Annotated in this window: 17 protein-coding genes and 2 pseudogenes; 8 read left to right on the top strand and 11 right to left on the bottom strand. The window is 70.2% G+C overall.

What is annotated here, in order from left to right:
* The first annotated feature begins 23 nt into the window (after positions 1–23).
* The 3 genes from H8R17_RS20240 to H8R17_RS20230 all read left to right on the top strand — a co-directional run bounded on the left by H8R17_RS20240 (position 24) and on the right by H8R17_RS20230 (position 4,592).
* Positions 24–1,040: a hypothetical protein gene (locus tag H8R17_RS20240; RefSeq protein ID WP_187824620.1), complete on the top strand. Its 1,017-nt coding sequence runs from the start codon at positions 24–26 to the stop codon at positions 1,038–1,040.
* A gap of 550 nt (positions 1,041–1,590) precedes the next feature.
* Complete coding sequence (locus H8R17_RS20235; protein WP_187824619.1) at positions 1,591–2,862, top strand: nucleotide sugar dehydrogenase; 1,272 nt, start codon at positions 1,591–1,593, stop codon at positions 2,860–2,862.
* Positions 2,859–4,592: a glycosyltransferase gene (locus H8R17_RS20230; protein ID WP_187824618.1), complete on the top strand. Its 1,734-nt coding sequence runs from the start codon at positions 2,859–2,861 to the stop codon at positions 4,590–4,592. The genes H8R17_RS20235 and H8R17_RS20230 overlap by 4 nt, the downstream gene beginning before the upstream one ends.
* Before the next feature lie 78 nt (positions 4,593–4,670).
* Here H8R17_RS20230 and H8R17_RS20225 read toward each other — a convergent pair whose 3' ends face one another.
* From H8R17_RS20225 to H8R17_RS20200, 6 genes are all read right to left on the bottom strand, one after another.
* Positions 4,671–6,095, bottom strand: coding sequence for a polysaccharide deacetylase family protein (locus H8R17_RS20225; protein ID WP_316959464.1), 1,425 nt, complete (start codon positions 6,093–6,095; stop codon positions 4,671–4,673).
* 62 nt (positions 6,096–6,157) lie between these two features.
* Positions 6,158–7,618 carry a cellulose binding domain-containing protein gene (locus H8R17_RS20220; RefSeq protein ID WP_187824616.1) on the bottom strand — a complete coding sequence of 487 codons (1,461 nt, stop codon included), beginning with the start codon at positions 7,616–7,618 and terminating at the stop codon, positions 6,158–6,160.
* 138 nt (positions 7,619–7,756) lie between these two features.
* Positions 7,757–9,886: a 3-hydroxyacyl-CoA dehydrogenase NAD-binding domain-containing protein gene (locus H8R17_RS20215; protein WP_187824615.1), complete on the bottom strand. Its 2,130-nt coding sequence runs from the start codon at positions 9,884–9,886 to the stop codon at positions 7,757–7,759.
* Positions 9,883–11,100: an acetyl-CoA C-acyltransferase gene (locus tag H8R17_RS20210; protein ID WP_187824614.1), complete on the bottom strand. Its 1,218-nt coding sequence runs from the start codon at positions 11,098–11,100 to the stop codon at positions 9,883–9,885. The genes H8R17_RS20215 and H8R17_RS20210 overlap by 4 nt, the downstream gene beginning before the upstream one ends.
* Positions 11,101–11,241: 141 nt before the next feature.
* Complete coding sequence (locus H8R17_RS20205) at positions 11,242–12,279, bottom strand: LacI family DNA-binding transcriptional regulator (RefSeq protein WP_187824613.1); 1,038 nt, start codon at positions 12,277–12,279, stop codon at positions 11,242–11,244.
* The gene (locus H8R17_RS20200) at positions 12,276–14,657 is read right to left on the bottom strand and encodes a glycoside hydrolase family 2 protein (RefSeq protein ID WP_187824612.1); all 2,382 of its coding nucleotides are present in this window, start codon (positions 14,655–14,657) and stop codon (positions 12,276–12,278) included. Before H8R17_RS20200 ends, H8R17_RS20205 begins: the two co-directional genes overlap by 4 nt.
* 156 nt (positions 14,658–14,813) lie before the next feature.
* Between H8R17_RS20200 and H8R17_RS20195 the strand changes: the two genes are divergently transcribed.
* The 3 genes from H8R17_RS20195 to H8R17_RS20185 are packed head-to-tail and all read left to right on the top strand — an operon-like array spanning position 14,814 to position 17,910.
* Positions 14,814–16,127, top strand: coding sequence for an ABC transporter substrate-binding protein (locus H8R17_RS20195; RefSeq protein ID WP_187824611.1), 1,314 nt, complete (start codon positions 14,814–14,816; stop codon positions 16,125–16,127).
* Positions 16,127–17,083 carry a carbohydrate ABC transporter permease gene (locus H8R17_RS20190; protein WP_187824610.1) on the top strand — a complete coding sequence of 319 codons (957 nt, stop codon included), beginning with the start codon at positions 16,127–16,129 and terminating at the stop codon, positions 17,081–17,083. The genes H8R17_RS20195 and H8R17_RS20190 overlap by 1 nt, the downstream gene beginning before the upstream one ends.
* The gene (locus H8R17_RS20185; protein WP_187824609.1) at positions 17,080–17,910 is read left to right on the top strand and encodes a carbohydrate ABC transporter permease; all 831 of its coding nucleotides are present in this window, start codon (positions 17,080–17,082) and stop codon (positions 17,908–17,910) included. Before H8R17_RS20190 ends, H8R17_RS20185 begins: the two co-directional genes overlap by 4 nt.
* An 81-nt stretch (positions 17,911–17,991) precedes the next feature.
* Here the strand turns inward: H8R17_RS20185 and H8R17_RS20180 are convergent, their stop codons facing one another.
* The 3 genes from H8R17_RS20180 to H8R17_RS20170 form a co-directional block, all read right to left on the bottom strand.
* Positions 17,992–19,281, bottom strand: a complete 1,290-nt coding sequence (locus H8R17_RS20180; protein ID WP_187824608.1) for a ribonuclease D — start codon at positions 19,279–19,281, stop codon at positions 17,992–17,994.
* A 185-nt stretch (positions 19,282–19,466) separates the two neighbouring features.
* Positions 19,467–20,129, bottom strand: coding sequence for a response regulator transcription factor (locus H8R17_RS20175; protein WP_003993737.1), 663 nt, complete (start codon positions 20,127–20,129; stop codon positions 19,467–19,469).
* A 333-nt stretch (positions 20,130–20,462) separates the two neighbouring features.
* The gene (locus H8R17_RS20170; protein WP_187824607.1) at positions 20,463–21,137 is read right to left on the bottom strand and encodes a DUF3000 domain-containing protein; all 675 of its coding nucleotides are present in this window, start codon (positions 21,135–21,137) and stop codon (positions 20,463–20,465) included.
* 229 nt (positions 21,138–21,366) lie between these two features.
* Between H8R17_RS20170 and hemE the strand changes: the two genes are divergently transcribed.
* Positions 21,367–22,434, top strand: a complete 1,068-nt coding sequence (gene hemE, locus H8R17_RS20165) for a uroporphyrinogen decarboxylase (protein WP_187824606.1) — start codon at positions 21,367–21,369, stop codon at positions 22,432–22,434.
* A gap of 1 nt (position 22,435) precedes the next feature.
* Here the strand turns inward: hemE and H8R17_RS20160 are convergent.
* Both H8R17_RS20160 and H8R17_RS20155 read right to left on the bottom strand, forming a co-directional pair.
* Positions 22,436–22,886, bottom strand: a pseudogene (locus H8R17_RS20160) (rhomboid family intramembrane serine protease); the annotation flags it as partial.
* A 336-nt stretch (positions 22,887–23,222) separates the two neighbouring features.
* Positions 23,223–25,954, bottom strand: a pseudogene (locus tag H8R17_RS20155) (hypothetical protein).
* 220 nt (positions 25,955–26,174) lie between these two features.
* On the opposite strand from H8R17_RS20155, the gene H8R17_RS20150 reads away from it, so the two are divergent.
* Positions 26,175–26,660 (top strand): phospholipase, encoded by a 486-nt coding sequence (locus H8R17_RS20150; protein ID WP_187824605.1) that lies wholly within the window; start codon positions 26,175–26,177, stop codon positions 26,658–26,660.
* Positions 26,661–26,666 lie beyond the last annotated feature (6 nt).

The following is a 26,666-nucleotide window of genomic DNA, read 5'->3' as shown; positions in this document are numbered from 1 at the left end:
CACCGCCCGAATAAAGTGAACCGGTGAACGGCGACTGGCTTCTCCGCGGCCGCGACGGCCGCCTTACCGTCTACCTGCCGTCCGGCGACGCCGTCCTGTGCCGCGCGGAACGCACCCCAGCCGGCGCCTGGGACGCCCCTCGCAAAGTCGGCGGCACCCAGAAACTGCACCCCGGCCTCGCCGTGGGCCAGGGCACCGACCGCTACGCCCACCTCGTCGCCTGGCGTCCCACCGTGCCCGGCCAGTCGGGCCTGGTGCACTCCACCCATTACCGCCCCCTGCTGGCCCCCCTGGACTGGATCCCGATCGGCCACCCCGACAAGAAGGGCGACCGCACCGGCATGCCGGCCGTCACGGTCGACGCCCAGGGCCGTGCGCACGTCTTCGTCCGCAACCAGGCCGGCGGCGTGAGCATGCTCGGCCAGAAGGAGAAGGGCGGCTGGGGCCCGTGGCGGGACCTCAAGGGCACCGACGTGCACGACGAACTCGCGGCGGTGACCGGCGAGTCCGGCCTGGTCGAGCTGTACGCGGCCGCGCCGGGCGTCGTCCTGCACTGGCGCCAGGAGGGCCCGGGCCACGTCCCGGTGCTGGAGGAGGAGATCGAGGTGTCGGCCCACCCAGGCACCCTGCGCGCACTGGCCACCTCCGCCGCGCACACGACCTTGTTCTTCACCGACGACTCCGGCGACCTGTGCGCCTGGCGGCCCGGCGACAAGCCCGTGCCGCTGCTCGCCTGCGCCGGGCCCGGCCCGGTCTCCGCCGTGCGCTGTGACATCGAGGGCCACGACTGCACGGTGCTCGCCCAGCGCTCGGCGAGCGGCCGGGTCGCCTTCGCCGCCTACCCCACCGAGCAGGAGCCGGCCGGCGCCTGGTGGACCGAGTCGGGCCCCCAGCTCCCCGCGGACGCCGAGATCTCCCTGGCCCTGGACGAACACGACGAGGTCGTGGCCGCCACCCGCTCCCCGGGAACCGGCCGCCTCCTGTTCACCCGCCGCAAGGACGAACCGGGCCTCGCCCTCCAGGCCTGGCGCGAAGTCTGAGACACCCGCCATCGGAGCGCACCCATCAGCGCACCGCCGAACTCCCCGCCCCGCACCGACGAACTCCCGCCCCGCGCCAGCGACTTCGGCACCGACTCCGGTATCTCCCCGTCCGCACGGATCGCCTCCCACAACCGGCTCGCGTGAGGCTCGGCCGCCACCACCCGTGGCGGGTCCGGACGAACTTCAGCGCCCCTTCACCGTCCAGCCGGTGCGTCCCGGCGTCGAGCTTCAGCTTCCCGCCGAGCGGCTCGTCCAGGGAGACCGGGTCCTCCTTGAGGTTGCCGTCCTGCTCGCCGGCGGGGATGCGGGGTGGCTCATGTCGCTTCGCTTCTCGATCGGTGCATCCGTCAGAGACAGGGGTGACGTGAGACACGCAGGATGTGCCGAGGGTTGTACGGGTGTGTGCGTGACAAGGCGCACCGTGAGCGGCCGTGGTTAAAAGGTGAAGGTCTTGTTAGCCTCCACGGACTTGTTCGAATTTGCCTTGGGGGGCCGACGGCAGCCTGCGTCTGGCCGGGGCCGTGGCAACGGGGTTGGGAATGATGTCGTGAGTAGATCCTCCACGGTGGATCTTGTCGTTGTCGGACTCGGTTACGTGGGGCTGCCGCTGGCTCGCTCCGCCGCGGCGGCCGGTCTCAAGGTGGTCGGTCTCGACCGCAGCCGTACCGTCGTGGACGGCCTGAACACCGGCCGCTCCCATGTCGACGACATCTCGGACGCCGAGGTCGCCGCGATGCTCGGCCAGGGCTTCGAGGCCACGGTCCGGCCCGAGGCCATCGCGGACACCGCCGCGATCGTCATCTGCGTGCCGACCCCGCTCACCGAGCACGGCTCCCCGGACCTCGGCGCGGTGCACGCCGCCGTCGGGGACATCGCCGCCCACCTCGGGCCGGGCACGCTCGTCGTGCTGGAGTCCACGACGTACCCCGGCACCACCGACGAGGTCGTCCGCCCCCGCCTGGAGGCCGGCGGTCTGCGTGTCGGCCGGGACTTCCACCTGGCCTTCTCCCCGGAGCGCATCGACCCGGGCAACGCCTCCTTCGGTCTGGAGAACACGCCCAAGGTCGTCGGCGGCGTCACCGCCGACTGCACCAAGGCCGCCCGCGCTCTGTACGAGCGGTTCGTCACGCGCGTCGTGGAGGCCAAGGGCACCCGCGAGGCCGAGATGGCCAAGCTGCTGGAGAACACCTACCGGCACGTCAACATCGCCCTCGTGAACGAGATGTCGATGTTCTGCCGCGAGATCGGCGTCGACCTGTGGGACGCGATCCGCTGTGCCTCCACCAAGCCGTTCGGCTTCGCGCCCTTCTATCCCGGCCCGGGCGTCGGCGGGCACTGCATCCCGATCGACCCCAACTACCTGTCGTACAAGGTGCGTTCGCTCGGCATCCCGTTCCGGTTCGTGGAGCTCGCGCAGGAGATCAACCAGCGCATGCCCGTGCACGTGGTCAACCGCGCGGCCGACCTGCTCAACGACGAGGGCAAGGCCGTACGCGGCTCGCGTGTGCTGCTGCTCGGCGTGACCTACAAGCCCGACATCTCCGACCAGCGCGAGAGCCCGGCCCTCGCCGTGGCGGAGAACCTGCGCGCCCGCGGCGCCGAACTCGTCTACTTCGACCCGCGCGTCGACGACTGGACCGTCGCCGGTACGCCGGTCGAGCGCGCCGCCGACTACCTGGCCGCCGCCGCGGAAGCGGACCTGACGATCCTGCTCCAGCCGCACCGGGAGATCGACCTGGGGCTGCTCGCCGACCGCGCCCGGGCGCTGTTCGACACCCGCGGCAAGTCCGCCGATCACCCACGGGTGGTCAAGCTGTGACGACCGACGATACCTACATACCCGGGGCCGTCGACTCCGGCGGACGCCGGGCGCACCGCAAGCGCCGGCATCTGAAGGTCTCGTACCTCGTCTTCCTCGGCCTCGCCGCGCTGATCGCCACACGGCTCGACGCCGGCTCCCTGCACCTGTACTCGATGGGCGCCATGGGCCTGCTGGCCCTGAAGATGTTCGGCGCCCTGTTCTACCGTCCGGCCAAGGCCGGGCGGGAGGAGCTGGAGTATCTGGAGGACGCCTGGGTCACCGCGGTCATCCCGATCTACAACGAGGACCCGGTGATGTTCGAGCAGGGCATGCGCAGCCTGCTCGCGCAGAGCCGGCTGCCCAACGAGATCCACATCATCGACGACGCCAGCGCCGACGACTCCGGCATCAGGGCGGCCAAGAAGATGCGCCGCGAGTTCGAGGCCAAGGGCGTCAAGTACACGGTCAGTGTGCAGCCGGAGAACAAGGGCAAGCGCGAGGCGCTGGCGCTGGGCTTCGAGGCCGCGCCGTACTCCGACATCTTCCTCTGCGTCGACTCGGACACGGTCCTGTCCCGGGACACCGTCCGCGAGTTGCTGCTGCCGCTGGCCGACGAGCGCATCATGGCGTCCACCGGCATGGTGCTGGCCCTCAACCACGACAGCAACATCTTCACCCGCCTCCAGGACCTGCGCTACGGCAACTCGTTCCTGTTCGAGCGGGCCGCCTACTCGCGGCTGAAGTCGGTGCTGTGCTGCTGCGGAGCGCTGTCGGCATACCGCGGCACGCTGGTGCGCAAGTACCTGCCGGACTTCCTGGGCCAGCAGTTCCTCGGCAAACCGGCCGTCTTCGGCGACGACCGCCGCATGACCAACTACTGCCTGATGGAGGGCCAGGTCGTCTTTCAGGAGACCGCCGTCGGCTACACGGCCGTCCCCGAGAAGCTGCCGCACTTCCTGCGCCAGCAGGTCCGCTGGAACAAGTCGTTCTTCCGCGAGTCCCTGTGGGCGTTCCGGCACCAGAAGAAGTACCGGCCCGCCTTCTGGCTGACCTGCATGGAACTGGCGCTGTGGCTGGTGTTCGGCTCGGCGATGTTCTACTCGATGGTCATCCTGCCCATCCTCAAGCCGGAGCAGTTCGTCAACCACATCGGCGACTACCTGGTCTTCATGGTCCTCATGGGGTACCTGCGCAACGTGCGGTACCTCGACTTCCCGCGCCGGGGCATGGGCTTCATCAAGCGGTTCGGCATGTTCCTGCTCGCACCGGTCTACGGCGTGATCCAGCTGACCCTGCTGACTCCCCTGCGTTTCTACGCCCTGTTCACCCTGCACAAGGGCAGCTGGGGAACCCGCCAGGGCGGCGTCGAGGTGTCCGTGGCCGGCGACCACGAGTCCGACGTGACGGAGATCTTCGAGGAGGAGGACCCGTACTCCGACAAGAAGGTCACCGAGACGCTCCAGCTGATGCGCCTCGAAGGCGTGGCCCTGCGCACCCGGCCCCGCCTGGCCGGTGCCATCCCCACCCAGCCGCAGCCGCTGCCCGGCTACGACCCGCAGCAGCATCCGAACATGCCGCAGCAGAACGTCAGTTGGGGAACTCCGGCACCGGTCGGCCGGCCGCAGTGGCAGGGCGGCCACGCCGACCCCTACCAGCAGCAGCCGTACCCGTACGACCCGCAGCACCAGCAGGGCGGCTACCCGGACCCGTCCTGGCAGCAGGGGAACAACGGGCAGGGCGGCTGGTAGGCCGCAGCACGGTGAGCGGACAGGGGCGGCCCGCCGGGCCGCCCCTGTTCTCGTTGCGTGTGTTCTCGTTACGTGGCCTCACGTGTAGTGGGCCATCGCCTCCTCGACCGTCAGCACCGGGATGTCCCGCTCGTCGATCGCCTTCATCAGCGCGGTCAGCCCCGCCGTGGCGATCTCCGTGCTGGTCTTCGGGGCGCTCTCGACGACCTTGTGCAGACACAGGATCAGCCAGTCACCGCTGTCCACGCACCGGTCGAGCCGCCCGCCCGGGCCGGTCACCTTCGACAGCGCCGTACCGCCGATCCCCGTACCGTCGTTGATGCCGGTCAGCGCCTTCAGCCGGTACGGCATCGCCGGGGCGAACGACTCGATCGTCTCGGAGACGATCGACCGGGCCGTGGCGAAGTGCCGGCCGGCGATCAGGTCGACCGGGACACCGTCCGTCGTCTTCTGGAACGCGCCGTGCGGATAGGCGAAGTGCTCGCTGGTGAAGCCGTTGGACACCAGCCACTCGCGCAGCTTGCGGAAGTCGTCGTCGGCCTGCTCCGCGGTGAGCTTGGGGTAGCTGGCGGTGTGCGTGGCGTTCGCGTACGAGTGCCCGGCCATCTCCCAGCCGGAGAAGTTCTGCATCGACCGCATCTGATTGATCGTCAGGAAGCTTCCGGTGCCGACGACGTCGGCGATGTTGTAGACCGTGCCGGGGAAGCCGTAGGCGTCCATCACCGGGCGGGCCAGGTCGTGGACCGACTTGTGCGAGTCATCGAAGGTGATGGAGACGAGGCCCTTGGGGAAGACCGAAGCGGTGTCCGGTATCAGCTCCACGGCCTGGAGCCGGTACGTCACCGGCCCGCCCGCGTTGTCGTACACCGCGAACGACATGTCGGTGAACCCGGTCTTCGTGGACGGCTTCCCGTCGGCCCCGATCTTGTACGTGCCGGCCGCGCTGGTGACATCCGCCCACTGGAGGTGGACCGTCACCCACTCCCCGGACTGGACGTAGTTGGCACCCGTGGCGGAGTGGACGTGGAACGTCCAGGCGAAGTGGTTCGCGAGCGAGCCGCTGCCCAGGTAGAAGACGAGCTTGGACAGGTTGGCCACGTCGTCGACCCGGAGGACGAGTCTGATCATCTTGCTCTTCAGGTTCAGCGCGCCCATGCCCGTCCTGCGGACGTACGACTGCTTGCCGGTGGCGTTGGTGGTCACCCGCACCGCCTGCGTGCCGCGCGCGAAGACGGTCCTGTCGTTCGCCTCGGCCGACGCCGTGCCGGCGCCGCCGGGGGTCCAGCCGTGGCCGGCCTGTAACTGCTGGGACCAGGTGGCCCGGCGGTACCTGGGGCGGCGCCCCGACGGGGCGTAGGCCGGGGGAGTGGCGAGGCCGCCGATGGCCGCTTCGACCGCCGGGGCCGCCGCGGGCTGGGCCGCCACGTTGCCGAGCCAGGCACCGCCGCCCGCCAGCGCGACCCCGCCCGTGCCGCCCATGAGCAGCGCCGAGCGGCGGCTCACCACTGGTTTGTCCCCGTCACCCCCCGCAGCCGCGTGACCGGGTGCACTGGACCGCCTTTTCCTCACCGTGACTCCTGAACCGTGTCGAAAAAGTTCATGCCGTGGCCGGCGAAGCCCTCGACTTCGGCCTGGACTTCCTTCGCCGGCAACGCGTCGTTCGCGTTGTAGTACAGCCAGTCGACCTTCATGTCCCAGGCGCGTTCGCCCAGAGACGGCAGGTCGATGAACCAGTGGTTGAAGTTCACCGACATGTCCGCGCGCGGGGCGTACTTGCCGCGGCTGGAGAACAGCTTCTTGCCGTCCACGCGATAGGTGACCGCACCGTCCTCGACGGTGACCACCACGGTGTGCCAGCCGTCCAGGCTCTTGTTCGTGGTGGTGTAGACGCGGTCGTTCGCCTTGTGGTCGTACCAGCTGACGGTGTCGAGTTTGGGGCCAAGCCTGCCCCAGCCGCCGTTCGGCAGGTACTCGTTGTCGAGTTCGCTGTACGTCTTTCCGCTGCCGCCGATGGTGTAGAACGTCTGGTTGACGTGGTCGCCGTTCTCACCGGTCGTCGGTTCGTCGCTGAAGTGGATGCGGGCGGCGTACGTCCCGGAGCGGAACTTGCTCTTTGCGGTGCCGAGGCTCGCCTGCGTGGTGCCCGCCTTCGTGCCGTCGGTGCTGGCGCGCAGCTGGAGCACCTGCCCGTCGTCTCCGGCGCCCTCGGCGGTGGGGAAGGTGACACCCTCGGCCGACCAGGTGCTGTCGATGCCGGGGCCGCCCTTGCTGGTGCGGACCAGCCAGCCGTGCTTGAACAGCGCGGGGTCCTTGGCGTCGACGTAGTCGAAGTCGTCGAACAGCACCCCCTCCGGGGCGGCCGGCACCGGCTCGGGCGCCGCGGCCTTCGCCGACGCCTTCTTGTCGTCGCCCGGCTCGGTGCCGTCCGGCTCCTCGCCCCAGGCTAGAGCGCCGCCCTTGTAGGCGGTGATCTGCTTTGCCTCCTGGTAGCTGGTCATCTCCGCGTCAAAGGAACGGTCGTCGGACTGCTTCAGCTCCTTGTGGTCGGTGCGGTACAGCTGGAGGTCGATGCCCTTGCTGTTGGCGCCCGGCTTGAGGGTGCCCGCGTCCTCGGTGAAGCGGATCTCCAGGTAGCGGTCGGCGGTGTCGGTGGGCTTGTCCAGCTCGACGACGCGGCCGGCGATGTGCGAGCAGCCGACGGCGGCGTTGACGCAGTTGAAGGCATACCCGGAGGCGCCAGTGGGGCCCGTGGCGTCGTTCGCGGTGAAGTAGTACCTGAGGGCCACGTCGCTCAGCGACAGCGGCTTCTTCGTCTCGTTGAAGACTTCGAGCGACGGCTTGGCCGCCGCGGCCGCGGCCGGAGTGCTGGTCCGGTACCGGACGACGAGGTCGGGCGGATCCGGGTTCGCCGCCTTCCACACGGGATAGAGCGCCGTGGCGCCGGCGGCGATGACGGCCACGAAGAGCAGCAGTCTGATCTTGGGCCAGACCCGCCGTCGGGGTGGGCGGCGACGGGTGGACGCCACGGAGACTCCTCAGAAGGAAACAACTGTGTGAATGAGTGGTCAGATCGTGTGGAGATCCTATCGTTTCAGGTGTGACAAAAGGGGGTGGGGCACATGGATCGTTACCATGCACCCCACCCCCTGCCCGGGGTACGGACGTTACGCCGGGACGCTCGCCACGCCCGGGGCCAGGAACCGCTTCCCGTTCACACGCTCGGAGACGCCCTCACGGTCCAGGTACGGCGTGATGCCGCCCAGGTGGAAGGGCCAGCCGGCGCCCGTGATCAGGCACAGGTCGATGTCCTGGGCCTCGGCGACCACGCCCTCGTCGAGCATGAGCTCGATCTCCTGTGCGACAGCGTCCAGGACGCGGGAGCGCACCTGCTCCTCGGTCAGCACGCTGTCGCCCTGCTTGAGCAGCGCGGCGACCTCCGGGTCCAGCTCCGGCTTCCCGCTGTCGTAGACATAGAAGCCGCGCTTGCCCGCGTCCACGACCGCCTTCAGGTTCGGGGAGACCTTGAAACGGTCCGGGAACGACTTGTTGAGGGTCTCGGAGACGTGCAGGCCGATCGCAGGGCCGACCAGCTCCAGCAGGACGAGCGGGGACATCGGCAGGCCGAGAGGCTCCACCGCCCGCTCCGCCACGTCGACGGGGGTGCCCTCGTCGATGACGTTCTGGATCTCGCCCATGAAGCGGGTCAGGATGCGGTTCACGACGAACGCCGGGGCGTCCTTGACCAGGACCGCGGTCTTCTTCAGCTTCTTGGCGACGGCGAACGCCGTGGCCAGGGAGGCGTCGTCGGTCTGCTCGCCGCGGACGATCTCCAGCAGCGGCAGCACGGCCACCGGGTTGAAGAAGTGGAAGCCGACGACCCGCTCGGGGTGCTTCAGCTTCGAGCCCATCTCCGTCACGGACAGCGAGGAGGTGTTGGTGGCGAGGATCGCGTGCGCGGGCGCGACCGCCTCGACCTCCGCGAACACCTGCTGCTTGACGCCCATCTCCTCGAACACGGCCTCGATGACGAAGTCCGCGTCCGAGAAGCCCTCGGCCTTGTCCAGGACACCGGTCACCAGCGCCTTGAGACGGTTGGCCTTGTCCTGGTTGACGCGGCCCTTGAGGAGGAGCTTGTCGATCTCCTCGTGGACGTACGACACACCCTTGTCGATGCGCTCCTGGTCGATGTCGGTCAGCACGACCGGCACCTCGAGGCGGCGCAGGAACAGCAGGGCGAGCTGGCTGGCCATCAGACCGGCGCCGACGACACCGACCTTGGTGACCGGACGCGCCAGGTTCTTGTCCGGGGCGCCCGCGGGACGCTTGCCGCGCTTCTGCACCAGGTTGAACGCGTAGATGCCGGCGCGCAGTTCCCCGCCCATGATCAGGTCGGCGAGCGCCTTGTCCTCGGCGTCGTAGCCCTGCTGGAGGTCGCCGTTCCTGGCGGCGGCGATGATGTCCAGGGCGCGGTAGGCGGCCGGGGCGGCGCCGTGCACTTTGGAGTCGGCGAAGGCGCGGCCGCGCTCGACGGCCTGGTCCCAGGTCTCGTCGCGGGCGATCACCGGGCGCTGCACCTCGATGTCGCCCTTGAGGACCTGGGCGGTCCACAGCAGCGACTGTTCCAGGAAGTCGGCGCCCTCGAAGATGGCGTCGGCGATGCCGAGCTCGTGGACCTGCTTGCCCTTGAGCTGCTTGTTCTGGTTGAGGCTGTTCTCGATGACGACCGAGACGGCCTTGTCGGCGCCGATCAGGTTCGGCAGCAGCGTGCAGCCGCCCCAGCCGGGGACCAGGCCGAGGAAGACCTCGGGCAGGGAGAAGGCCGGGAGTGCCTTCGAGACGGTGCGGTAGGTGCAGTGCAGGCCGACCTCGACGCCGCCGCCCATGGCGGCGCCGTTGTAGTACGCGAAGGTCGGGACCGCCAGCTTGGACAGCCGCTTGAAGACCTCGTGGCCGCCCTTGCCGATGGCGAGCGCGTGGTCGTACTCCTTGAGGATCTCCACGCCCTTGAGGTCGGCGCCGACCGCGAAGATGAACGGCTTGCCGGTGATGCCGACGCCGGCGATGTCGCCGTCCGCGGCCTCCTTCTCGACCTGGTCGATCGCGGCGTTCAGGTTCGCGAGCGAGGCCGGGCCGAAGGTGGTCGGCTTGGTGTGGTCCAGGCCGTTGTCCAGGGTGATCAGGGCGAAGCGCCCCGCGCCCTGCGGCAGGTCGAAGTGGCGTACGTGCGCCTGGGTGACGACCTCGTCCGGGAACAGGTCGGAGGCCTGCTTCAGAAGCTCGGCGGTGGTGCTCACTTGTCCCCCTCGAAGTGCGGGTTCTCCCAGATGACCGTCGCGCCCATGCCGAAGCCGACGCACATGGTGGTCAGGCCGTAGCGGACGTGCGGCTGCTCCTCGAACTGGCGGGCCAGCTGCGTCATCAGGCGGACGCCGGAGGAGGCCAGCGGGTGGCCGAAGGCGATGGCGCCGCCGTACTGGTTGACGCGCTCGTCGTCGTCGGCGATGCCGTAGTGGTCCAGGAAGGCCAGCACCTGGACGGCGAAGGCCTCGTTGATCTCGAACAGACCGATGTCGGAGATGCTCAGCCCCGCCTTGGCGAGGGCCTTCTCCGTGGCCGGAATCGGGCCGTAGCCCATGACCTCCGGCTCGACGCCCGCGAAGGCGTAGCCCACCAGGCGCATCTTCACCGGCAGGTTGTGCTCGCGGGCGAAGTCCTCGGACGCGATGAGCGAGGCGGTGGCGCCGTCGTTCAGACCGGCCGCGTTGCCGGCTGTGACCCGGCCGTGCACGCGGAACGGGGTCTTCAGGCCCGCCAGGTTCTCCAGGGTCGTCCCCGGGCGCATCGGCTCGTCGGCGGTGACCAGGCCCCAGCCGGTCTCGCCCGCCTCTTCATTGGTGCGGCGTACGGAGATCGGCACCAGGTCGGCCTGGATCTTGCCGTTGGCGTACGCCTTGGCGGCCTTCTCCTGCGAGCGCACCGCGTACTCGTCGGCGCGCTGCTTGGTGATGTGCGGGTAGCGGTCGTGCAGGTTCTCCGCGGTCATGCCCATGAACAGGGCGGACTCGTCGACCAGCTTCTCGGACACGAACCGCGGGTTCGGGTCGACGCCCTCGCCCATCGGGTGGCGGCCCATGTGCTCGACACCGCCCGCGACGGCGACGTCGTACGCGCCGAAGGCGATGGAGCCGGACACGGTCGTCACGGCCGTCAGGGCGCCCGCGCACATGCGGTCGATCGCGTAACCCGGGACGGACTGGGGGAGACCGGCGAGGATGCCCGCCGTCCGGCCGATGGTCAGGCCCTGGTCGCCGATCTGCGTGGTCGCGGCGACGGCGACCTCGTCGATCGTCTTCGGGTCGAGACCGGGGTTGCGGCGCAGCAGCTCCCGGATCGCCTTCACGACAAGGTCGTCGGCGCGGGTCTCGTGGTAGATGCCCTTCGGGCCCGCCTTGCCGAACGGGGTTCGGACGCCGTCGACGAAGACGACGTCCCTGACGGTACGAGGCACGATGGCTCTCCTCCAGATGCGGGATGCTGAGCGCTTGCTTAAGACGCCATGCTACTTATCAGTAACGTAGCTGCCCAGTCCTGGTGGGCCGAGCGGTGAAGGTCACACCTGCGGGTGAGTCTCCAGTGCAGCGCTGGCCGACTACCCGCGGGGCGCTGCCGTAGACCCTCTGGGCGTCAGTACCGGCGTAGGCACCGGATGCGACATCACCCCTTCCTCCATGATCACCCCGAACAGCGTACGCGCCGCATCCGCCCCGAACCCGTGCACGTCATGGCTCATCGCCGACAGCGTCGGATGCGTCAGCCGGCACAGCTGCGAGTCGTCCCAGGCCAGCAGCGACACGTCCTCCGGCACCCGCAACCCCATCTCCGCCGCCACCGACAGCCCGGCCACCGCCATGATGTCGTTGTCGTACACGATCGCCGTAGGCCGGTCCGGCGGCGCGGCCGTCAGCAGCGACCGCGTCGCCCGCGCGCCCGCCTCGCCGGAGTAGTCCGTGGCGACCTGCCGGGCCCCGCCGAGCCGGAGCGTACGCGCCGCCTCGTCGAAGGCGGCCGCACGCATGATCGTGTGGCCGAGCGCCGCCGCGCCGCCGACCCGGGCGATCCGCCGGTGCCCGAGCGCCGCCAGATACCGCACAGCCTCCGTCACGGCCGTGGCGTCGTCGGTCCACACGGAGGTCAGGCCGCCGGTCAGGGAGGGGTGCCCGACGGCGACCACCGGCATCCCGAGCCGTTCGACCGCGGCCACGCGGGGGTCGTCCGCGCGGAAGTCCACGAGGATCGAGCCGCCGATCTGCCGCCCCCGCCACCACGACTCCTGCAGCCCGATCTCCTCGTCCAGATTCCGTACGAGCCGCAGCAGCAGCGAGCAGGAGTGGTCGGTCAGGACGCTCTCCACGCCCGAGATGAACTCCATGAACCAGGGCTCGAGCCCGAGCATCCGCGCCGGCCGGCAGATCGCCAGCCCCACCACGTCCACGCGCGACCCCGCAAGCGTCCGGGCAGTGAGGCTCGGCTCCCAGCCCAGCTCCCGCGCCGCCCGGAATATCCGGTCCCGGGTCGCCTCCGACAGGCCCGGCTTGTGGTTGAAGGCGAGGGACACGGCACCCTTGGACACGCCGGCGCGCGCGGCGACGTCCTTGATGGTGACGCGCGGACCTGAGAGTCCTGTCATCGGTGGGGCTCCATGCAGTACAGGGCTGATCTTGCTGTCCGGGCATCCGGAGTCTGCCAGCCGCGCACCCCGATGGTGACCTGTTCGCCGGGCAGCAGCGTGGCCAGCCCCCGGTCGGCCCGCGCCTCCGGACCGAGCCGGTCGGCCTGGAGCAGCAGGTCCCGTACGAGAGTGCGGGCGGTCACCGTGATCCCGCCGGGCGCCGGCGCCACGTCGAACTCCGGCCGGGGATACGGGATATCCCGGTCCGGCACCGGGAAGTGCAGCGCGCGCAGCCCGTCCGCGTCGGCGACCAGGAACTCCTTCGGCCCGTCGGGCGCCAGCTCGTCCGGTACGCGCACCACGCCCACCGCCCGCCGCTCCACGGACAGACCGGTACGCGTCTCGCCGAGCACCTCGCCCTCGACGGACATCCGGCGCAGGGTCAGGGCGGCGCCCCACTCGCCTGCCGACTGGTTCACGGCGGCCAGCACCAGCCTGCCGTCCCGCACCTGGAGGCTGAGCAGCCGGTCGGCGTACAGCCGCCGCAGCTCGTGGTACAGCGGCTTCTCGCGCCCGTCCCCGTCGATCGCGGCCCAGCTCGTGACCGGCCAGCAGTCGTTGAGCTGCCAGACGACGGTGCCCGCGCACACCGGCCAGTGCGACCGCCAGTGCTCGATCCCGGCGGCGACGGCACGCGCCTGGTTGACCTGCGTGAGGTAGTGCCAGCGGTCGAAGTCCCCCTCGGGGAAGGCGAAGTGCCGCTCCAAGCCCCGCCTGAGCTTGCCGTTGCCGTCGTCCGCCTTCTGGTGGTGCATCATGCCGGGGGAGCCGGGCGCGAACTCCTCGCCGGGCAGGGCGCGCCGCAGCGTGGCGAACGCGGGCGGCGCCTGCCAGCCGAACTCGGCGACGAACCGCGGCACGCTCAGCCGGTAGTCGGCGTAGTCCTCGCGGTTCCACACCTCCCAGGAGTGGTGCGTGCCGTGCGCCGGGTCGTTCGGGTGGTGGGCCCACGACCCGGACCACGGACTGCCCGCCGTGTACGGCCGCGTCGGATCCAACTCGGCCACCACCCGCGGCAGGACGCCCAGGTAGTACCCCTCGCCCCACGAGTCCCCGGCCAGCCGCCGCTCCCAGTCCCAGTCGCGGAAGCCCCACAGGTTCTCGTTGTTGCCGTTCCACAGCACCAGCGACGGATGCGGCATCAGCCGTACGACGTTCTCCCGGGCCTCGGCCTCCACCTCGCCCCGCAGCGGCTGCCCCTCCGGGTAGGCCGCGCACGCGAACGGGAAGTCCTGCCACACCAGCAGCCCCAGCTCGTCGCAGGCGTCGTAGAAGTCCTTGCTCTCGTAGATCCCGCCGCCCCAGATCCGTACGAGGTCCACGCCCGCGCCGGCGGCCTGCGCGAGCCGCTCCCGGTACCGCTCGCGGGTGATCCGGGACGGGAACACGTCGTCCGGGATCCAGTTGACGCCCCGCGCGAAGAGCCGCTCGCCGTTGACGACGAGGGTGAACCCGGTGCCGTGCGCGTCGGCCGACGTGTCCAGCTCGACGCTGCGGAAGCCGATCCGCCGCCGCCACCCGTCCAGCGCCTCGCCGCCCCTGTGCAGCAGTGTCAACTCCACGTCGTACAGCGGCTGTTCACCGTACCCCTGCGGCCACCACAGCGCGGCGTCCGGCACCCGGAGCCGTACGACCCCCCGCGTCCCGTCGATCTCCGCGCGCGCCCGCACCCCGCCGACGTTCGCCTCGACGGCGAGCGGCGCCTCGACCCGGGTCCGCTCGACGTCGACGTGCAACTCCACGACACCGGTGCGCTGTTCGAGGGTGACGAGCGGGCGCACCCGCGCGATCCGGGCCGTCGACCACTGCTCCAGCCGTACCGGCCGCCACATCCCGGCCGTCACCAAAGTCGGCCCCCAGTCCCAGCCGAAGGAGCAGGCCATCTTGCGGATGTACTGGTACGGCTCGGCGTACGCGGCGGGCCGCTCGCCCAGCTTGCCGCGCACCACCTCGGCCTCGGCGTACGCGGACACGAACCGCACCGACAGCCGCCCCGAGAGACCGGTCACGTCGAAGCGGTACGAGCGGTGCATGTTCCGCACCCGCCCGAGGAGCTGGCCGTCGAGCGTGATCTCCGCGGCGGTGTCGAGCCCCTCGAAGACGAGGTCGGTCTGCTCGTGCCGGGACGCGGGCCCCAGCTCCCGCTCGTACGTCCACTCCCGCCGCCCCACCCACGCCACCTCGGTCTCGTTCTGGCCGAGGAACGGATCCGGGATCAACCCCGCCGCCAGCAGATCCGTGTGCACACAGCCCGGCATCGCGGCCGGGAGCGCGTCCGCGGCGTCCTCAGGGTGTCGCAGGGTCCATCCGTCGGCGAGCGGTGTGGCCTCCAGCATGCGCACTCCCTAAACCGGTCCAGCACAGAACTGAGCGTCATGTTCGCATCGTTGGCGGGAATGGGACTTTACCGGTTGAGAAAGCGCTGACAGAGTGCCGAAACCAGCCAACCCGCACGTGCTCTTCCGTCCGTGACAAGAACGGAGCTGATGCACATGAACCGCCGTACTGTCCTGGCACTCGCCGTGGGAGCCGCCCTGGTGGCCGCCGGCTGCACCGGAACCTCGCGCGGGACCGAGGGCGCCGAGGCCGAGGCGCCCACCGACCCGTCGAAGGTGAGAGGGACCATCACGGTCCTCACCGTGCGGACCGACCTCGTGCAGGACGGCACGATGGACCGGTACGCCGCCGAGTTCAGGAAGACCTACCCGAAGGTGAAGGTCGAGTTCCAGGCCCTCACCAACTACGAGTCCGAGATCAAGATCCGGATGAACACGGAGGACTACGGCGATGTCCTGCTGATCCCCGCGGTCATCGAGAAGGACGACTACCCCAAGTTCTTCGCCTCACTGGGCACCCAGGCCGAGCGCAGCAAGAAATACCGCTTCACCGACTACACCACCGTCGACGGCAAGGTCTACGGCCAGAGCCCGGTCGGCGTGATACCCGGCTTCCTCTACAACAAGAAGGTCTGGCGTGAGGCCGGGGTCACCGAATGGCCCACCAGCCCGGCCGCGTTCCTCGACGCCCTGAAGGCCATCAAGGACAAGACCGACGCGACCCCCTTCTACACCAACTTCGCCGCCAAGTGGCCGATGACGCAGTGGACAGACGTCCGCGGCGCGGTCAACTGCGACACCCAGGCCACCACGAAGCTCGCCGAGGGCGACCCGTGGGCGAAGGGCTCCGAGTTGCGCGTCGGCGACACGCTGCTGCACGACATCGTCAAGCAGGGGCTCGCTGAGAAAGACCCGACGACGACCAACTGGGAGGAGTCCAAACCGCGTCTGGCCCGGGGCGAGATCGCCACGCAGTGGCTCGGCACCTGGGCGATCATCCAGTTCCAGGACGCCGCGAAGAAGGCCGGCGTGAACCCGGACGACATCGGGTTCATGCCCTTCCCGGCGAAGAAGAACGGCACCTTCTGCGCGGTCGCCCAGCCCGACTACAACCAGGCCGTCAACGTCCACTCCAAGCACAAGGCGGCGGCCCGAGCCTGGATCGACTGGTTCACCGACAAGTCCGGCTACGTCGAGGACAACCTGGCCGTCTCCCCGCTCAAGGACGCGGCCCTACCCGCGGTGCTGAAGCCGTACCAGGACGCGGGCGTGAAGATCATCGAGGTGGACGACACCGCGGGCGCGAAGCTCAAGAAGCTCGACAACGCCTCCGAGGTCGGCATCTACCAGCCCACCTACCGCCAGAACCTGGTCGACCTCGCCCGCGGCGCGAAGAAGGGCAGCCTGGCTGACTTCTTCGCGGACCTCTCCAAGAAGTGGACCGACACGCAGGCGAGCCTGGGGTCCTGATGACGGACACCACCGAGAAGGCGGCCGCCTCCCGGCCTCCGGCGCCACCGGGCCCGGAGACGGCAGTCGCCGAACCCGCGCCGCGCAGGGCCCGCCTGCGGCGGGTCGTCACCCCCTGGCTGTTTCTGCTCGCCCCGCTCGCCCTCCTGATCACCTTCACCTACGCGCCGATCGCCAACATGGTCGCGTACAGCTTCACCGACTGGGACGGCGTGAGCCCCGAACTGAGCTACACGGGCGCCGGGAACTACGCCGAGATCTTCACCCGCGAGGACCTCTTCCAGGTCTTCTTCGTCAGCGGTTACTACCTGGTCGCCTCGGCCGTGCAGATCGTCCTCGCGCTGTACTTCGCGACGGTGCTGAGCTTCAACGTCCGCTTCCGGAACTTCTTCAAGGGCGTGCTGTTCTTCCCGTACCTGATCAACGGCGTCGCGATCGGCCTGGTCTTCCTGTACTTCTTCCAGGACGGCGGCACCCTCGACTCGGTGCTGAGCCTGTTCGGCGTGCACACCGACCACACCTGGCTGGGCACGCCGTCCTCCGCGAACACCTCTCTCGCGGGCGTGTCGGTCTGGCGCTACCTGGGCCTGAACTTCGTCCTCTTCCTCGGCGCGATCCAGTCCATCCCCGGGGAACTGTACGAGGCGGCCGACCTGGACGGCGCGAACCGCTGGCACCAGTTCCGCCACATCATCGCGCCGGGCATCAAGCCGGTCCTCACGCTGACGGTGATCCTGTCCATCTCCGGCTCGCTGGCGGTCTTCGAGATCCCGTACATCATGACCGGCGGGGCGACCGGCACCGAGACCTTCGTGATCCAGACCGTGAAGCTGGCCTTCCAGTTCAACAAGACGGGCCTCGCCTCGGCCGCCGCCGTCGTGCTGCTGCTGATCATCCTGACGGTGACCTGGGTGCAACGCCGGCTCGTCCCCGACGACAGGGTGGACCTCGTATGACCCGCCGAGCCGTTGCCCGCATCCTCATGTACCTGTCGCTGATCGCCGCGACGGTGATCGTCCTGCTGCCGCTCGGCGCCGTCCTCCTGACCTCCCTCAAGTCGGAGGAGGAGATGGCCAAGGGCAGCGGAGCCCTCTCGCTCCCCGAGGACCCGCTCAACTTCGCCAACTACGTGACGGCGTTCCAGGACGGCCGGATGCTCTCCGCCTTCGGAAACACGGCGATCATCCTGGTCGTCGCCATCGGGGGCACCGTCCTCATCGGCTCGATGACGGCGTACGCGATCGACCGGTTCACCTTCCGTTTCCGGAAAATCGTCGTCGCCCTGTTCCTGATCGCCGCCCTCGTCCCCGGCGTGACGACACAGGTGGCGACCTTCCAGATCGTGAACAGCTTCGGCGCGTTCGACACCCTCTGGGCGCCGATCCTGCTCTACACGGGCACGGACATCGTGTCGATCTACATCTTCCTGCAGTTCATCCGCTCGATCCCACTGTCCCTCGACGAGGCGGCGCGCCTGGACGGCGCCAGCGCCTTCACGATCTACCGCAGAATCATCTTCCCGCTCCTGAAACCGGCGATCGCCACCGTAGTCATCGTCAAAGGCATCACCACCTACAACGACTTCTACATCCCCTTCCTCTACCTGCCGTCCCAGGACCATGGCGTGATCTCAACGTCCCTCTTCCGCTTCAAGGGCCCGTTCGGCGCGCATTGGGAAACGATCTCGGCAGGAGCGGTCCTGGTCATCTTGCCCACACTGATCGTCTTCCTCTGCCTGCAGAGGTACATCTACAACGGTTTCATGCGAGGAGCGACGAGGTGACCCACCTCTAAGGGGCGCGGGGAACCGGGCGACAAGCCACTAGAACCCGCAGCCGCCGTACGACAAAGACTCCTACGGCGGCTAGGCACCCCCAACAGCCAGCGCACCCAGAAGCACCGGCGTCACCAGCTCGACCTGCCACACCCGCGCACCGTAACCGGCCAGCGCAGCCCCCACGGACTCGGCACTCAAGACCTTCGGCGGCTCCCAGCAAACCCGCCGAACCGTATCCGGCGTAATCAAGTTCTCCTGCGGCATATTGAGCTGCTCGGCAAGCGCCGTCACCGCAGCCCGCGCCGTAGTGAGCCGCTCCGCCGCAGCGGGATCCTTGTCGGCCCAGGCCCGCGGCGGCGGTGGCCCCGTCACCGGCTGCCCCGGCGCGGGCAACCGCGCATCGGAAAGCCCCTTGGCCCGATCCACCGCGGCCTGCCACTGCTCAAGCTGACGCCGCCCCATGCGATGCCCGAACCCATTCAACGCCGCCAAAGCCTGGACGTTGCCCGGCAGGGCCAACGCGGCCTCCACAATGGCGGCGTCCGACAACACCTTGCCCGGCGACACATCCCGCCGCTGCGCGATCCGATCCCGCGTCTGCCACAACTCCCTTACGACAGCCAGCTGCCGACGCCGCCGCACCTTGTGCATCCCGGACGTCCGCCGCCACGGATCCTTCCGCGGCTCGGCCGGCGGCGCAGCCGCAATCGCCGCGAACTCCTGCCGCGCCCACTCCAGTTTCCCCTGCCGGTCCAGCTCCTTCTCCAGCGCGTCCCGCAGATCGACGAGCAGCTCCACGTCCAGCGCCGCATACCGCAGCCACGGCTCGGGCAGCGGCCGGGTGGACCAGTCGACCGCGGAGTGGCCCTTCTCCAGGACGTAGCCGAGCACGTTCTCGACCATCGCGCCGAGCCCGACCCGCGGGAACCCGGCGAGCCGCCCGGCCAGCTCGGTGTCGAACAGGCGGCTGGGCACCATACCTATCTCGCGCAGGCACGGCAGGTCCTGGGTGGCCGCGTGCAGCACCCACTCCACGCCGGACAGCGCCTCGCCCAGGCCGGACAGGTCGGGGCAGGCCACGGGGTCGATCAGCGCGCTCCCGGCGCCCTCCCGGCGCAGCTGGACGAGGTAGGCGCGCTGGCCGTAGCGGTAGCCGGAGGCGCGCTCGGCGTCGACGGCGACGGGGCCGGAGCCGGCGGCGAAGGCGGCGATCACCTCCGCGAGGGCGGCCTCGTCAGCGATCACCGGGGGGATGCCCTCGCGGGGTTCGAGCAACGGGATCGGCGCCTCCGTAGCAGAAGATCCGCCGTCGTCCGGAGGAGCGCCTCCGGTGGTTCGCAGTGAAGTGTCTGCTGCGGTCTCTTGGGCGTCGGTCACCTGTCAAGGGTATCCGGGGATGGACGGCGCCCGCCGACGGAACGTTCCGTCGACGGGCGCTCAAGGGTCGTAAACCAGTCAGGCGGGTGCCCTGCCGGGCTCACGGGGCGGGCCGGACCTGAGCCGGGCCAGCGGCCGGGCCCGTTCACGTCGGCGAACAGGGGTGGGAACAGGTGGGGGTGCGGTCAGTGGATGATGCCGGTGCGCAGGGCCACCGCGACCATTCCGGCGCGGTCGCCGGTGCCGAGCTTGCGGGCGATGCGGGCGAGGTGGCTCTTGACGGTCAGCGCGGACAGGCCCATGGAGACGCCGATCGCTTTGTTCGACTGGCCCTCCGCGACCAGTCGCAGCACCTCGACCTCGCGGCCGGACAGTTCGCGGTAGCCGCCCGGGTGACTCGGGGCACCCGGGGGGCGGCGGTGCAGACGCGCGGCGGCGGCGCCGATGGGGGCGGCACCCGGCCGGGTGGGGAGCCCGACGTTCGTACGGGTGCCGGTGACGACGTAACCCTTCACGCCGCCGGCGAGGGCGTTGCGGACGGCGCCGATGTCGTCGGCGGCGGACAGGGCGAGGCCGTTGGGCCAGCCGGCGGCGCGGGTCTCCGACAGCAGGGTCAGGCCCGAGCCGTCGGGCAGGTGGACGTCGGCGACGCAGATGTCGCGGGGGTTGCCGATGCGGGGACGAGCCTCCGCGATGGACGAGGCTTCGATGACATCGCGCACACCGAGCGCCCAGAGGTGGCGGGTGACGGTGGAGCGGACGCGCGGGTCGGCCACGACCACCATGGCGGTCGGCTTGTTCGGGCGGTAGGCGACCAGGCTTGCGGGCTGCTCAAGTAGAACGGACACCAGGCCTCCTGGGGTGCGGGACGGGGCCGGCTCGTGGGGGTGAAGCCGGGACGAACCGTGCTTTCAAGGTCACAGTGGTCTTCGGCAGCAAACCCGGCGTCCTTTAGAGAATGATCACGATTCAGTGAGTAACAATCTGTGCAATTCGGACACGCGATCGATCGCCCGACGAACGAATCGGTTCGGTCGGGCCCGATTGGGTGGCTGATTTTTTCGGAATGTGTCCGTATCGACAAAGTGATCGGTCGGATGGGGTGCATGAGCGGGTCACAGGGTTGACACAGGGAAACAGGGCGGGAACCCGACGGGAACCGCAGGGAACGGCGAACGGGATCAGCAGGACTGCGGGCCGCGCCGCTGGGGCAGCGTCACCACCGACGCGTCGCCCGGACCGGCCGGCGGCAACCCCGCGACCTGGGCGAGCAGATCGCACCAGGAGGCCAGGTGCGCGGCGGTGTCCGGAACGCCGCCCAGGCCCTCGCGGGGCGTCCAGGACGCCCGGATCTCGATCTGCGAGGCCGACGGACGCTCCGCCAGCCCGCCGAAGTAGTGCGAACTCGCGCGCGTGACGGTGCCGCTCGGCTCGCCGTACGTCAGTCCGCGCGCCTGGAGCGCGCCGGTCAGCCAGGACCAGCACACGTCGGGCAGCAACGGGTCAGCGGCCATCTCCGCCTCCAGCTCCGCGCGCACCAGCGTCACCAGCCGGAAGGTGCCCCGCCAGGCGTCGTGCCCGGCCGGGTCGTGCAGCAGTACCAGGCGGCCGTCCGCCAGGTCCTGGTCGCCGTCGACGACCGCGGCCTCCAGCGCGTACGCGTACGGGGCGAGCCGCTGCGGTGCGCGGGTCGGCTCCACCTCGATCTGCGGCCGCAGTCGCGCGGTGCGCAGCGCGTCGACGGCGGCCCGGAAGGGCAGCGGGCCCGCGCCCGCACGCCGACCCTCTTCCTCGGTGTCCTTCGCTTCGTCCATTCCGCCAGCGCCGTCCGACAGTCGTCCCTGAGCCGCAGCCATGCGGGAAGATTAAGGGGAACCGGGCTATGGCGCTGGGCTAGACACCCTATGTGGGCATACGCAGCTGAGGGCAGCCGTGGCTCCCCCAGTGCCCTGAGGCCCAGGGAGGCACCCCACAGGCGTGGGCGAGCGACCCCGCCCCGGGCAACCCCCGCGCCGGGCAACCCCCGCGCCGGGCAACCCCCACACCGGGTAAGTGACCGGCGACCGTCATGCGAGACTTGCCGTCGTGAGTGCCAACGGAAGCCCCTCGGGCCAGCAGCCGACCGCGACGTACGACTCTCCGTTCCTCAAGGCGTGCAGACGCGAACCGGTGCCGCACACGCCCGTGTGGTTCATGCGGCAGGCCGGGCGCTCCCTGCCGGAGTACCGCAAGGTCCGCGAGGGCATCCCGATGCTGGAGTCCTGCATGCGGCCCGAGCTGGTCACCGAGATCACGCTCCAGCCGGTGCGCCGGCACAACGTGGACGCGGCGATCTACTTCAGCGACATCGTCGTCCCGCTCAAGGCCATCGGCGTCGACCTCGACATCAAGCCCGGCGTCGGCCCGGTCGTCGAGCGCCCCATCCGTACCCGCGCGGACCTGGCACAGCTGCGCGACCTGACCCCCGAGGACGTCTCCTACGTCACCGAGGCCATCGGCCTGCTCACCCGCGAACTCGGCACCACTCCGCTCATCGGTTTCGCGGGCGCCCCGTTCACCCTCGCGAGCTACCTCGTCGAGGGCGGTCCGTCCCGCACGTACGAGAACGCCAAGGCGATGATGTACGGCGACCCCGCGCTGTGGGCCGACCTGCTCGACCGCCTCGCGGACATCACGGCCGCCTTCCTCAAGGTCCAGATCGAGGCGGGCGCGTCGGCGGTCCAGCTGTTCGACTCCTGGGCCGGCGCCCTCGCCCCCGTGGACTACCGGGGATCCGTGCTGCCCGCGTCCCGCAAGGTCTTCGAGGCCGTGGCGGCGTACGGCGTCCCGCGCATCCACTTCGGCGTCGGCACCGGTGAACTCCTCGGCCTCATGGGCGAGGCCGGCGCGGACGTCGTCGGCGTCGACTGGCGTGTCCCGCTCGACGAGGCCGCCCGCCGCGTCGGCCCCGGCAAGGCGCTCCAGGGCAACCTCGACCCGACCGTCCTGTTCGCCCCGCGAGAGGCCGTGGCGGCCAGGGCCCGCGAGGTCCTGGACACGGCGGCGGGCCTCGAGGGCCATGTGTTCAACCTCGGTCACGGCGTACTGCCGTCCACCGACCCGGACGCGCTGACCCGGCTCGTGGAGTACGTCCACACGGAGACCGGCCGCTGACTCACCACGGGTGCCGGGGCCGGGCCTGCCTGCCGAACAGCAGGCCGGGCGGCTCCGGCGGCGGTGTCGTGCCGCGGCGCAGCGGCCAGGCGATCAGCATGCCGGTGGCGAAGCCGACGACGTGTGCCACGTACGCCACGGTGCCCGCGTCGGTGACGGCCTGGCCGGAGGAGTACACCGCCTGGAGCACGAACCACGAGCCCAGCACGATCCAGGCGGGCAGCCTGAGCGGCAGGAAGACCAGGAAGGGCACGAGGACCCAGCCGCGCCGTAGGATGCAGCAGCAGATAGGCACCCAGGACGCCCGCGATCGCGCCCGAGGCCCCGAGCATCGGCTGGCCCGAGCCGGCGTTGAGCAGTGCGAAGCCGTACGCCGACGTGTAGCCGCAGACCCCGTAGAACAGCGCGAAGCGGATGTGGCCCAGGCGGTCCTCGATGTTGTTGCCGTACATCTACGCCTGAGGCATATGTGCAGGTCAGAGGCACGATGTTGGGGTCCTGGTCAGCAAAAGGCGGCCGAGAGGAGTTGCCAAGCACCGCCTGTCATGGCCTCCACCGTGTGATTCCGAGACAACGGGGACGTCCTTGACAGTGGATTGGGAGTTGCTGCTCCCACACCCGCCAGTCGTAGCAAGACACTGATGTCGCTCCGGCCTGCGCCGCGCCCTACGGCGCCAGCGCCCGACTGGAGCAGTCGGTGTTCCAGCACGGCGGTGCCGGCGGTTCTTGCCGTGGGAGGGGGAGAGCCGACGGTACTCCATGGAGCCTCGTTACGGCATGGCGCTTCGCTACGACCCGTCGCGCACCGTGCAGGTGACTTCCGGGCCCTCGGCCGGTCCCCTGTTGTCGTCGTAGGTCCGCAGACGCAGCCGCAGCGACTCCGTCACTTCCCTCACCTGGTCGGTGACGGTGGGCACCGTCACGTCGATGCGGCGGGTGCCCTCCGGTTCGAACCGCAGTCCGAAGGCGTGACCGCTTGGCGCTGCCGGACACTTCGGGTCGTCCGGCAACTGGGCAGTCCGGAGCAGTTCCCCTTCCAGGGGGTCGTCGGCGGGTTCCAAGAGGGTGATCCCCCAAGGCAGCAGCTGTCCCTCGGTGACCTGGTCGGCGACCGGCATCACGGTCACCGTGGGCTTGGGTCGTCGTTCTCCACGGTGATTCCGCCCCGGAAGGAGCCGACCACGGCGCCGCGCACGGTCTTGACGGACACCGGGTGGTCGACATCGTCGCCGTAGCCGGTGTTGCCTTCGACCGTCACCGGGATGTCGACGCGGGTTTCCGGCCGGACCGTCACCGAGCGTACGACCGGGTAATCGCTGCCCGGCCTGCCCACGAACAGCCGGACCTCGCCGCTGCCCGAGCCTGACACCCTGACCGGCACGCGGTAGGTGCGTGTGCCGGAGTCGCCCTCCTTGACGGTCAACCGGCCGACGTCCACGCGCGTCGGCTTCGTGGGCTCGGCCGCGGGGGTGCCGGGGCGCCAGCCGTAGGCGTCCATCAGCCAGGCCTTCCCGGACACGTTACGCGGGGTAAGCCGCAGGGTCTTGACGTGGGTGAGGTCGATGCGGGCCCTGGCCGCGGCGGACAGCGGCACGCGGACCTCGCGCGCCCAGTAGGAGGAGGTCCGGCTGGTGCCCGGCAGGCCGTCGACGCGGACCTGACCGAGGGAGGCCTGCTTGCCGGAGGTGTCGGTGAGGGCGACGTCCAGCTTCGTGCCGGTGGTGTTCGGCGGGACGATCACGCGCAGGGTCAGCGCCTCGGCGCCGGACAGGGACACCGGGCGGGCGGGGCTGAGCCGGGTGGCGGTGCCGGGGCGGGTCCAGTTCATGGCCAGTGCGTAGCGGCCCGGCTCCTTGGCGGTCACCATCCTCCAAGGCGCGAAGTGGGGAGAGGCGGATTCGAGGCCGGAGGGCAGGCAGGAGACGCTGGGGCTCGGGTTCACCTGGGAGCACAGCCGGCCGCCGCTGATCGTGGTCGAGGAGTCCGGCCGGAACGCCCCGGAGCGGGCGGCGCCGACGGCGTGGGTGGCCACGCGGGCGGGGCCGGCGGAGGCGGCGCGCGTCGGCGCCCCGTCGAGCAGCAGGCGGACCCGGTCGTCACCGGCGACGAACAGCCTGGCCGCGGCGGCTATGTACGTCGAGCCCGCTCGCTGCTGCTGCCCGGCGGTCAGCCGGCTGGCGGTGCCGGGGGAGCACAGCGGGTCGTGCTCGTCGCCGCCGTAGGAGAAGTCGTCGTCGGCCGGGGCGGTGGCCTGGCCGGGGGTCCACTCGCTGTTGAAGTAGTTGTGGTTCGCGCCGATCATGTAGACGGCGCTGTGCAGGGCCCTGCCGCGGCTGACCCCTCGGGTGCCGTCGACGTAGATCTCGCCCTGGAGGTCGAGGACGTCGCCGTCGCAGCCCGGCAGGATCGTCATGGACGGCACGTCGGGTTCGGGGTTCTGGCCGAAGGCCGTGGGGCCGATCAGGACGGTTCCGCGTATCGTCCAGCGGGTCTGGCCGTGGTAGCCGTCCTGGAAGGCGGGCGGTGGGGTGAGGCTGTCCAGCGCGGCCCGGTTGACGCCCTCGCCGCCCCGGGAATGGCCCACCAGCAGGACTCGGCCGAGGTCGGCCCTCGGCGCCTTCCGCGCGATCGCGGGGGCCGTGGCCGGGTCGGCTGCCCAGTCCGCCCAGCGCGCCAGGTGCAGCCGTACGAGCGAGGACCGGGCCTGTGCGCCGGCGTCGTCGGGTCTCCAGTCCTGGGCGTTGATACCGTTGGCCGAGATCGAGACCGTCAAATAGCCCTGGGAGGCCAGGAGTTCCTGGTCGTGCAGGTAGCCGCGGTGGCTCGGCACCGGCTTCGCGCCCGTCGGGCACGGCCATTCCATGGACAGGTCGTCCAGGTCGTCGCCCTTGAAGCAGGTGGCGTGGCGGCCGTGCAGGAACAGCGCCAGCGGGCGCCGGCCCGGGGCGCCCTGCGGCGCGACGACCTCGGCCCGCATCTCCACCTCGGCGTCGTAGCCGGGCAGGCGCACCGACGGCAGGGAGTACTCACCGCTGACGGTGCGAAACGGGCCGGCGACGCCGGGATCGATGTCGCTCACGGTCGCCGTCAGCGGCAGGGGGCCGGGAGCTGAGGCACCGTCACTTCTCTGGCGGTCGCGCGTGGTCTTCACTCCGGCCGCTTCCAGGCGGCGTCCCGCGGCAACGACCCGCAGGTCGTCCGTCTTGCCGAGGCGTACCCCGGCGAGCGGAAGCCGGAAGGTGCGCCCGTCCGCAGAAGGTTCCGGGGTGCCCAGCGGGCGGTCGCCGCTGTGGAACTCGACCCGGGCATCGCCCGCCGGCACCCTCTCGGGCGAGCGCCACACCAGCTCCCCCGACTGCCAGGAGCCGGTGATCCGCCAGCCTTCTGGAAGGCCCGGGGACAATGGAGTCGACGGCCGCCCGGGCTCCGGTTCCGGTGCCGCCCGCCCCGGCCCCGGTAACCCAGCAGCCACCGCGAGGGCCACTGCCACGGTGGCCGCCGCACGCGGGATACGGATCACTTCTGGTCCTCCTCATGGTCTGTCGGCCCCGGGCAAACCCAGGCCCGGGCTCTCCTGGCGTTTCTCAAGGCGCGCACGGCCGCAGGGAGTTGACCGGTTCGGTGCGGCCGACACTGCCGGTCGGCGGCGATATCGCCGGGTTAACGGGGCTGGCGATGCTGATGGCCCTTCGTTTCCGATCCGGAAGCGTGCCGTTCCCTCACACCCACTGGAGGTAGGCGTGCGCCGCCGTCACATCGCTCCGCTCTTCGCCGCTGCACTCGCACTGCCGGCCGTGCTGCTGTCCGCCGCCGACGCGAGCGCCGCGCCGGTGGACAAGGCACAGGTGCTCAGCTCCTGGACGCAGACCGACGCCGGGAGCTACGCCGCCTGGAACACCGCCCGGGAGAACCAGGCCGCCTGGAGCGCCTACGGCTTCGACTGGTCGACGGACTACTGCACCACGTCCCCTGACAACCCCTTCGGCTTCCCCTTCAAGAACGCGTGCGCGCGCCACGACTTCGGCTACCGCAACTACAAGGCGGCCGGCGCCTTCGAAGCGAACAAGTCCCGCCTGGACAGCGCCTTCTACGCGGACCTGAAGCGGGTCTGCGCCACGTACAGCGGAGCATCCCGCTCGACGTGCGATGCCACGGCCTGGACCTACTACCAGGCGGTCTCGGCCTTCGGTAACTCGGCCGCCGTCGACGGTTCGGCCGTTTCCTGATCCCGT

This window comes from Streptomyces sp. TRM68367 (assembly GCF_014495685.1).
In the GTDB taxonomy this organism is placed as follows: Bacteria; Actinomycetota; Actinomycetes; order Streptomycetales; family Streptomycetaceae; genus Streptomyces.
The sequence above is the reverse complement of the archived record's forward strand: the minus strand, read 5'-3'. Positions and strand labels throughout refer to the sequence as shown.

Coding starts and splice junctions, on each gene's coding strand:
- H8R17_RS20205 (WP_187824613.1), bottom strand. CDS start 12,279: ATGACAGGACTCTCAGGTCCGCGCGTCACCATCAAGGACGTCGCCGCG.
- H8R17_RS20200 (WP_187824612.1), bottom strand. CDS start 14,657: ATGCTGGAGGCCACACCGCTCGCCGACGGATGGACCCTGCGACACCCT.
- H8R17_RS20195 (WP_187824611.1), top strand. CDS start 14,814: ATGAACCGCCGTACTGTCCTGGCACTCGCCGTGGGAGCCGCCCTGGTG.
- H8R17_RS20190 (WP_187824610.1), top strand. CDS start 16,127: ATGACGGACACCACCGAGAAGGCGGCCGCCTCCCGGCCTCCGGCGCCA.
- H8R17_RS20185 (WP_187824609.1), top strand. CDS start 17,080: ATGACCCGCCGAGCCGTTGCCCGCATCCTCATGTACCTGTCGCTGATC.
- H8R17_RS20170 (WP_187824607.1), bottom strand. CDS start 21,137: ATGGCTGCGGCTCAGGGACGACTGTCGGACGGCGCTGGCGGAATGGAC.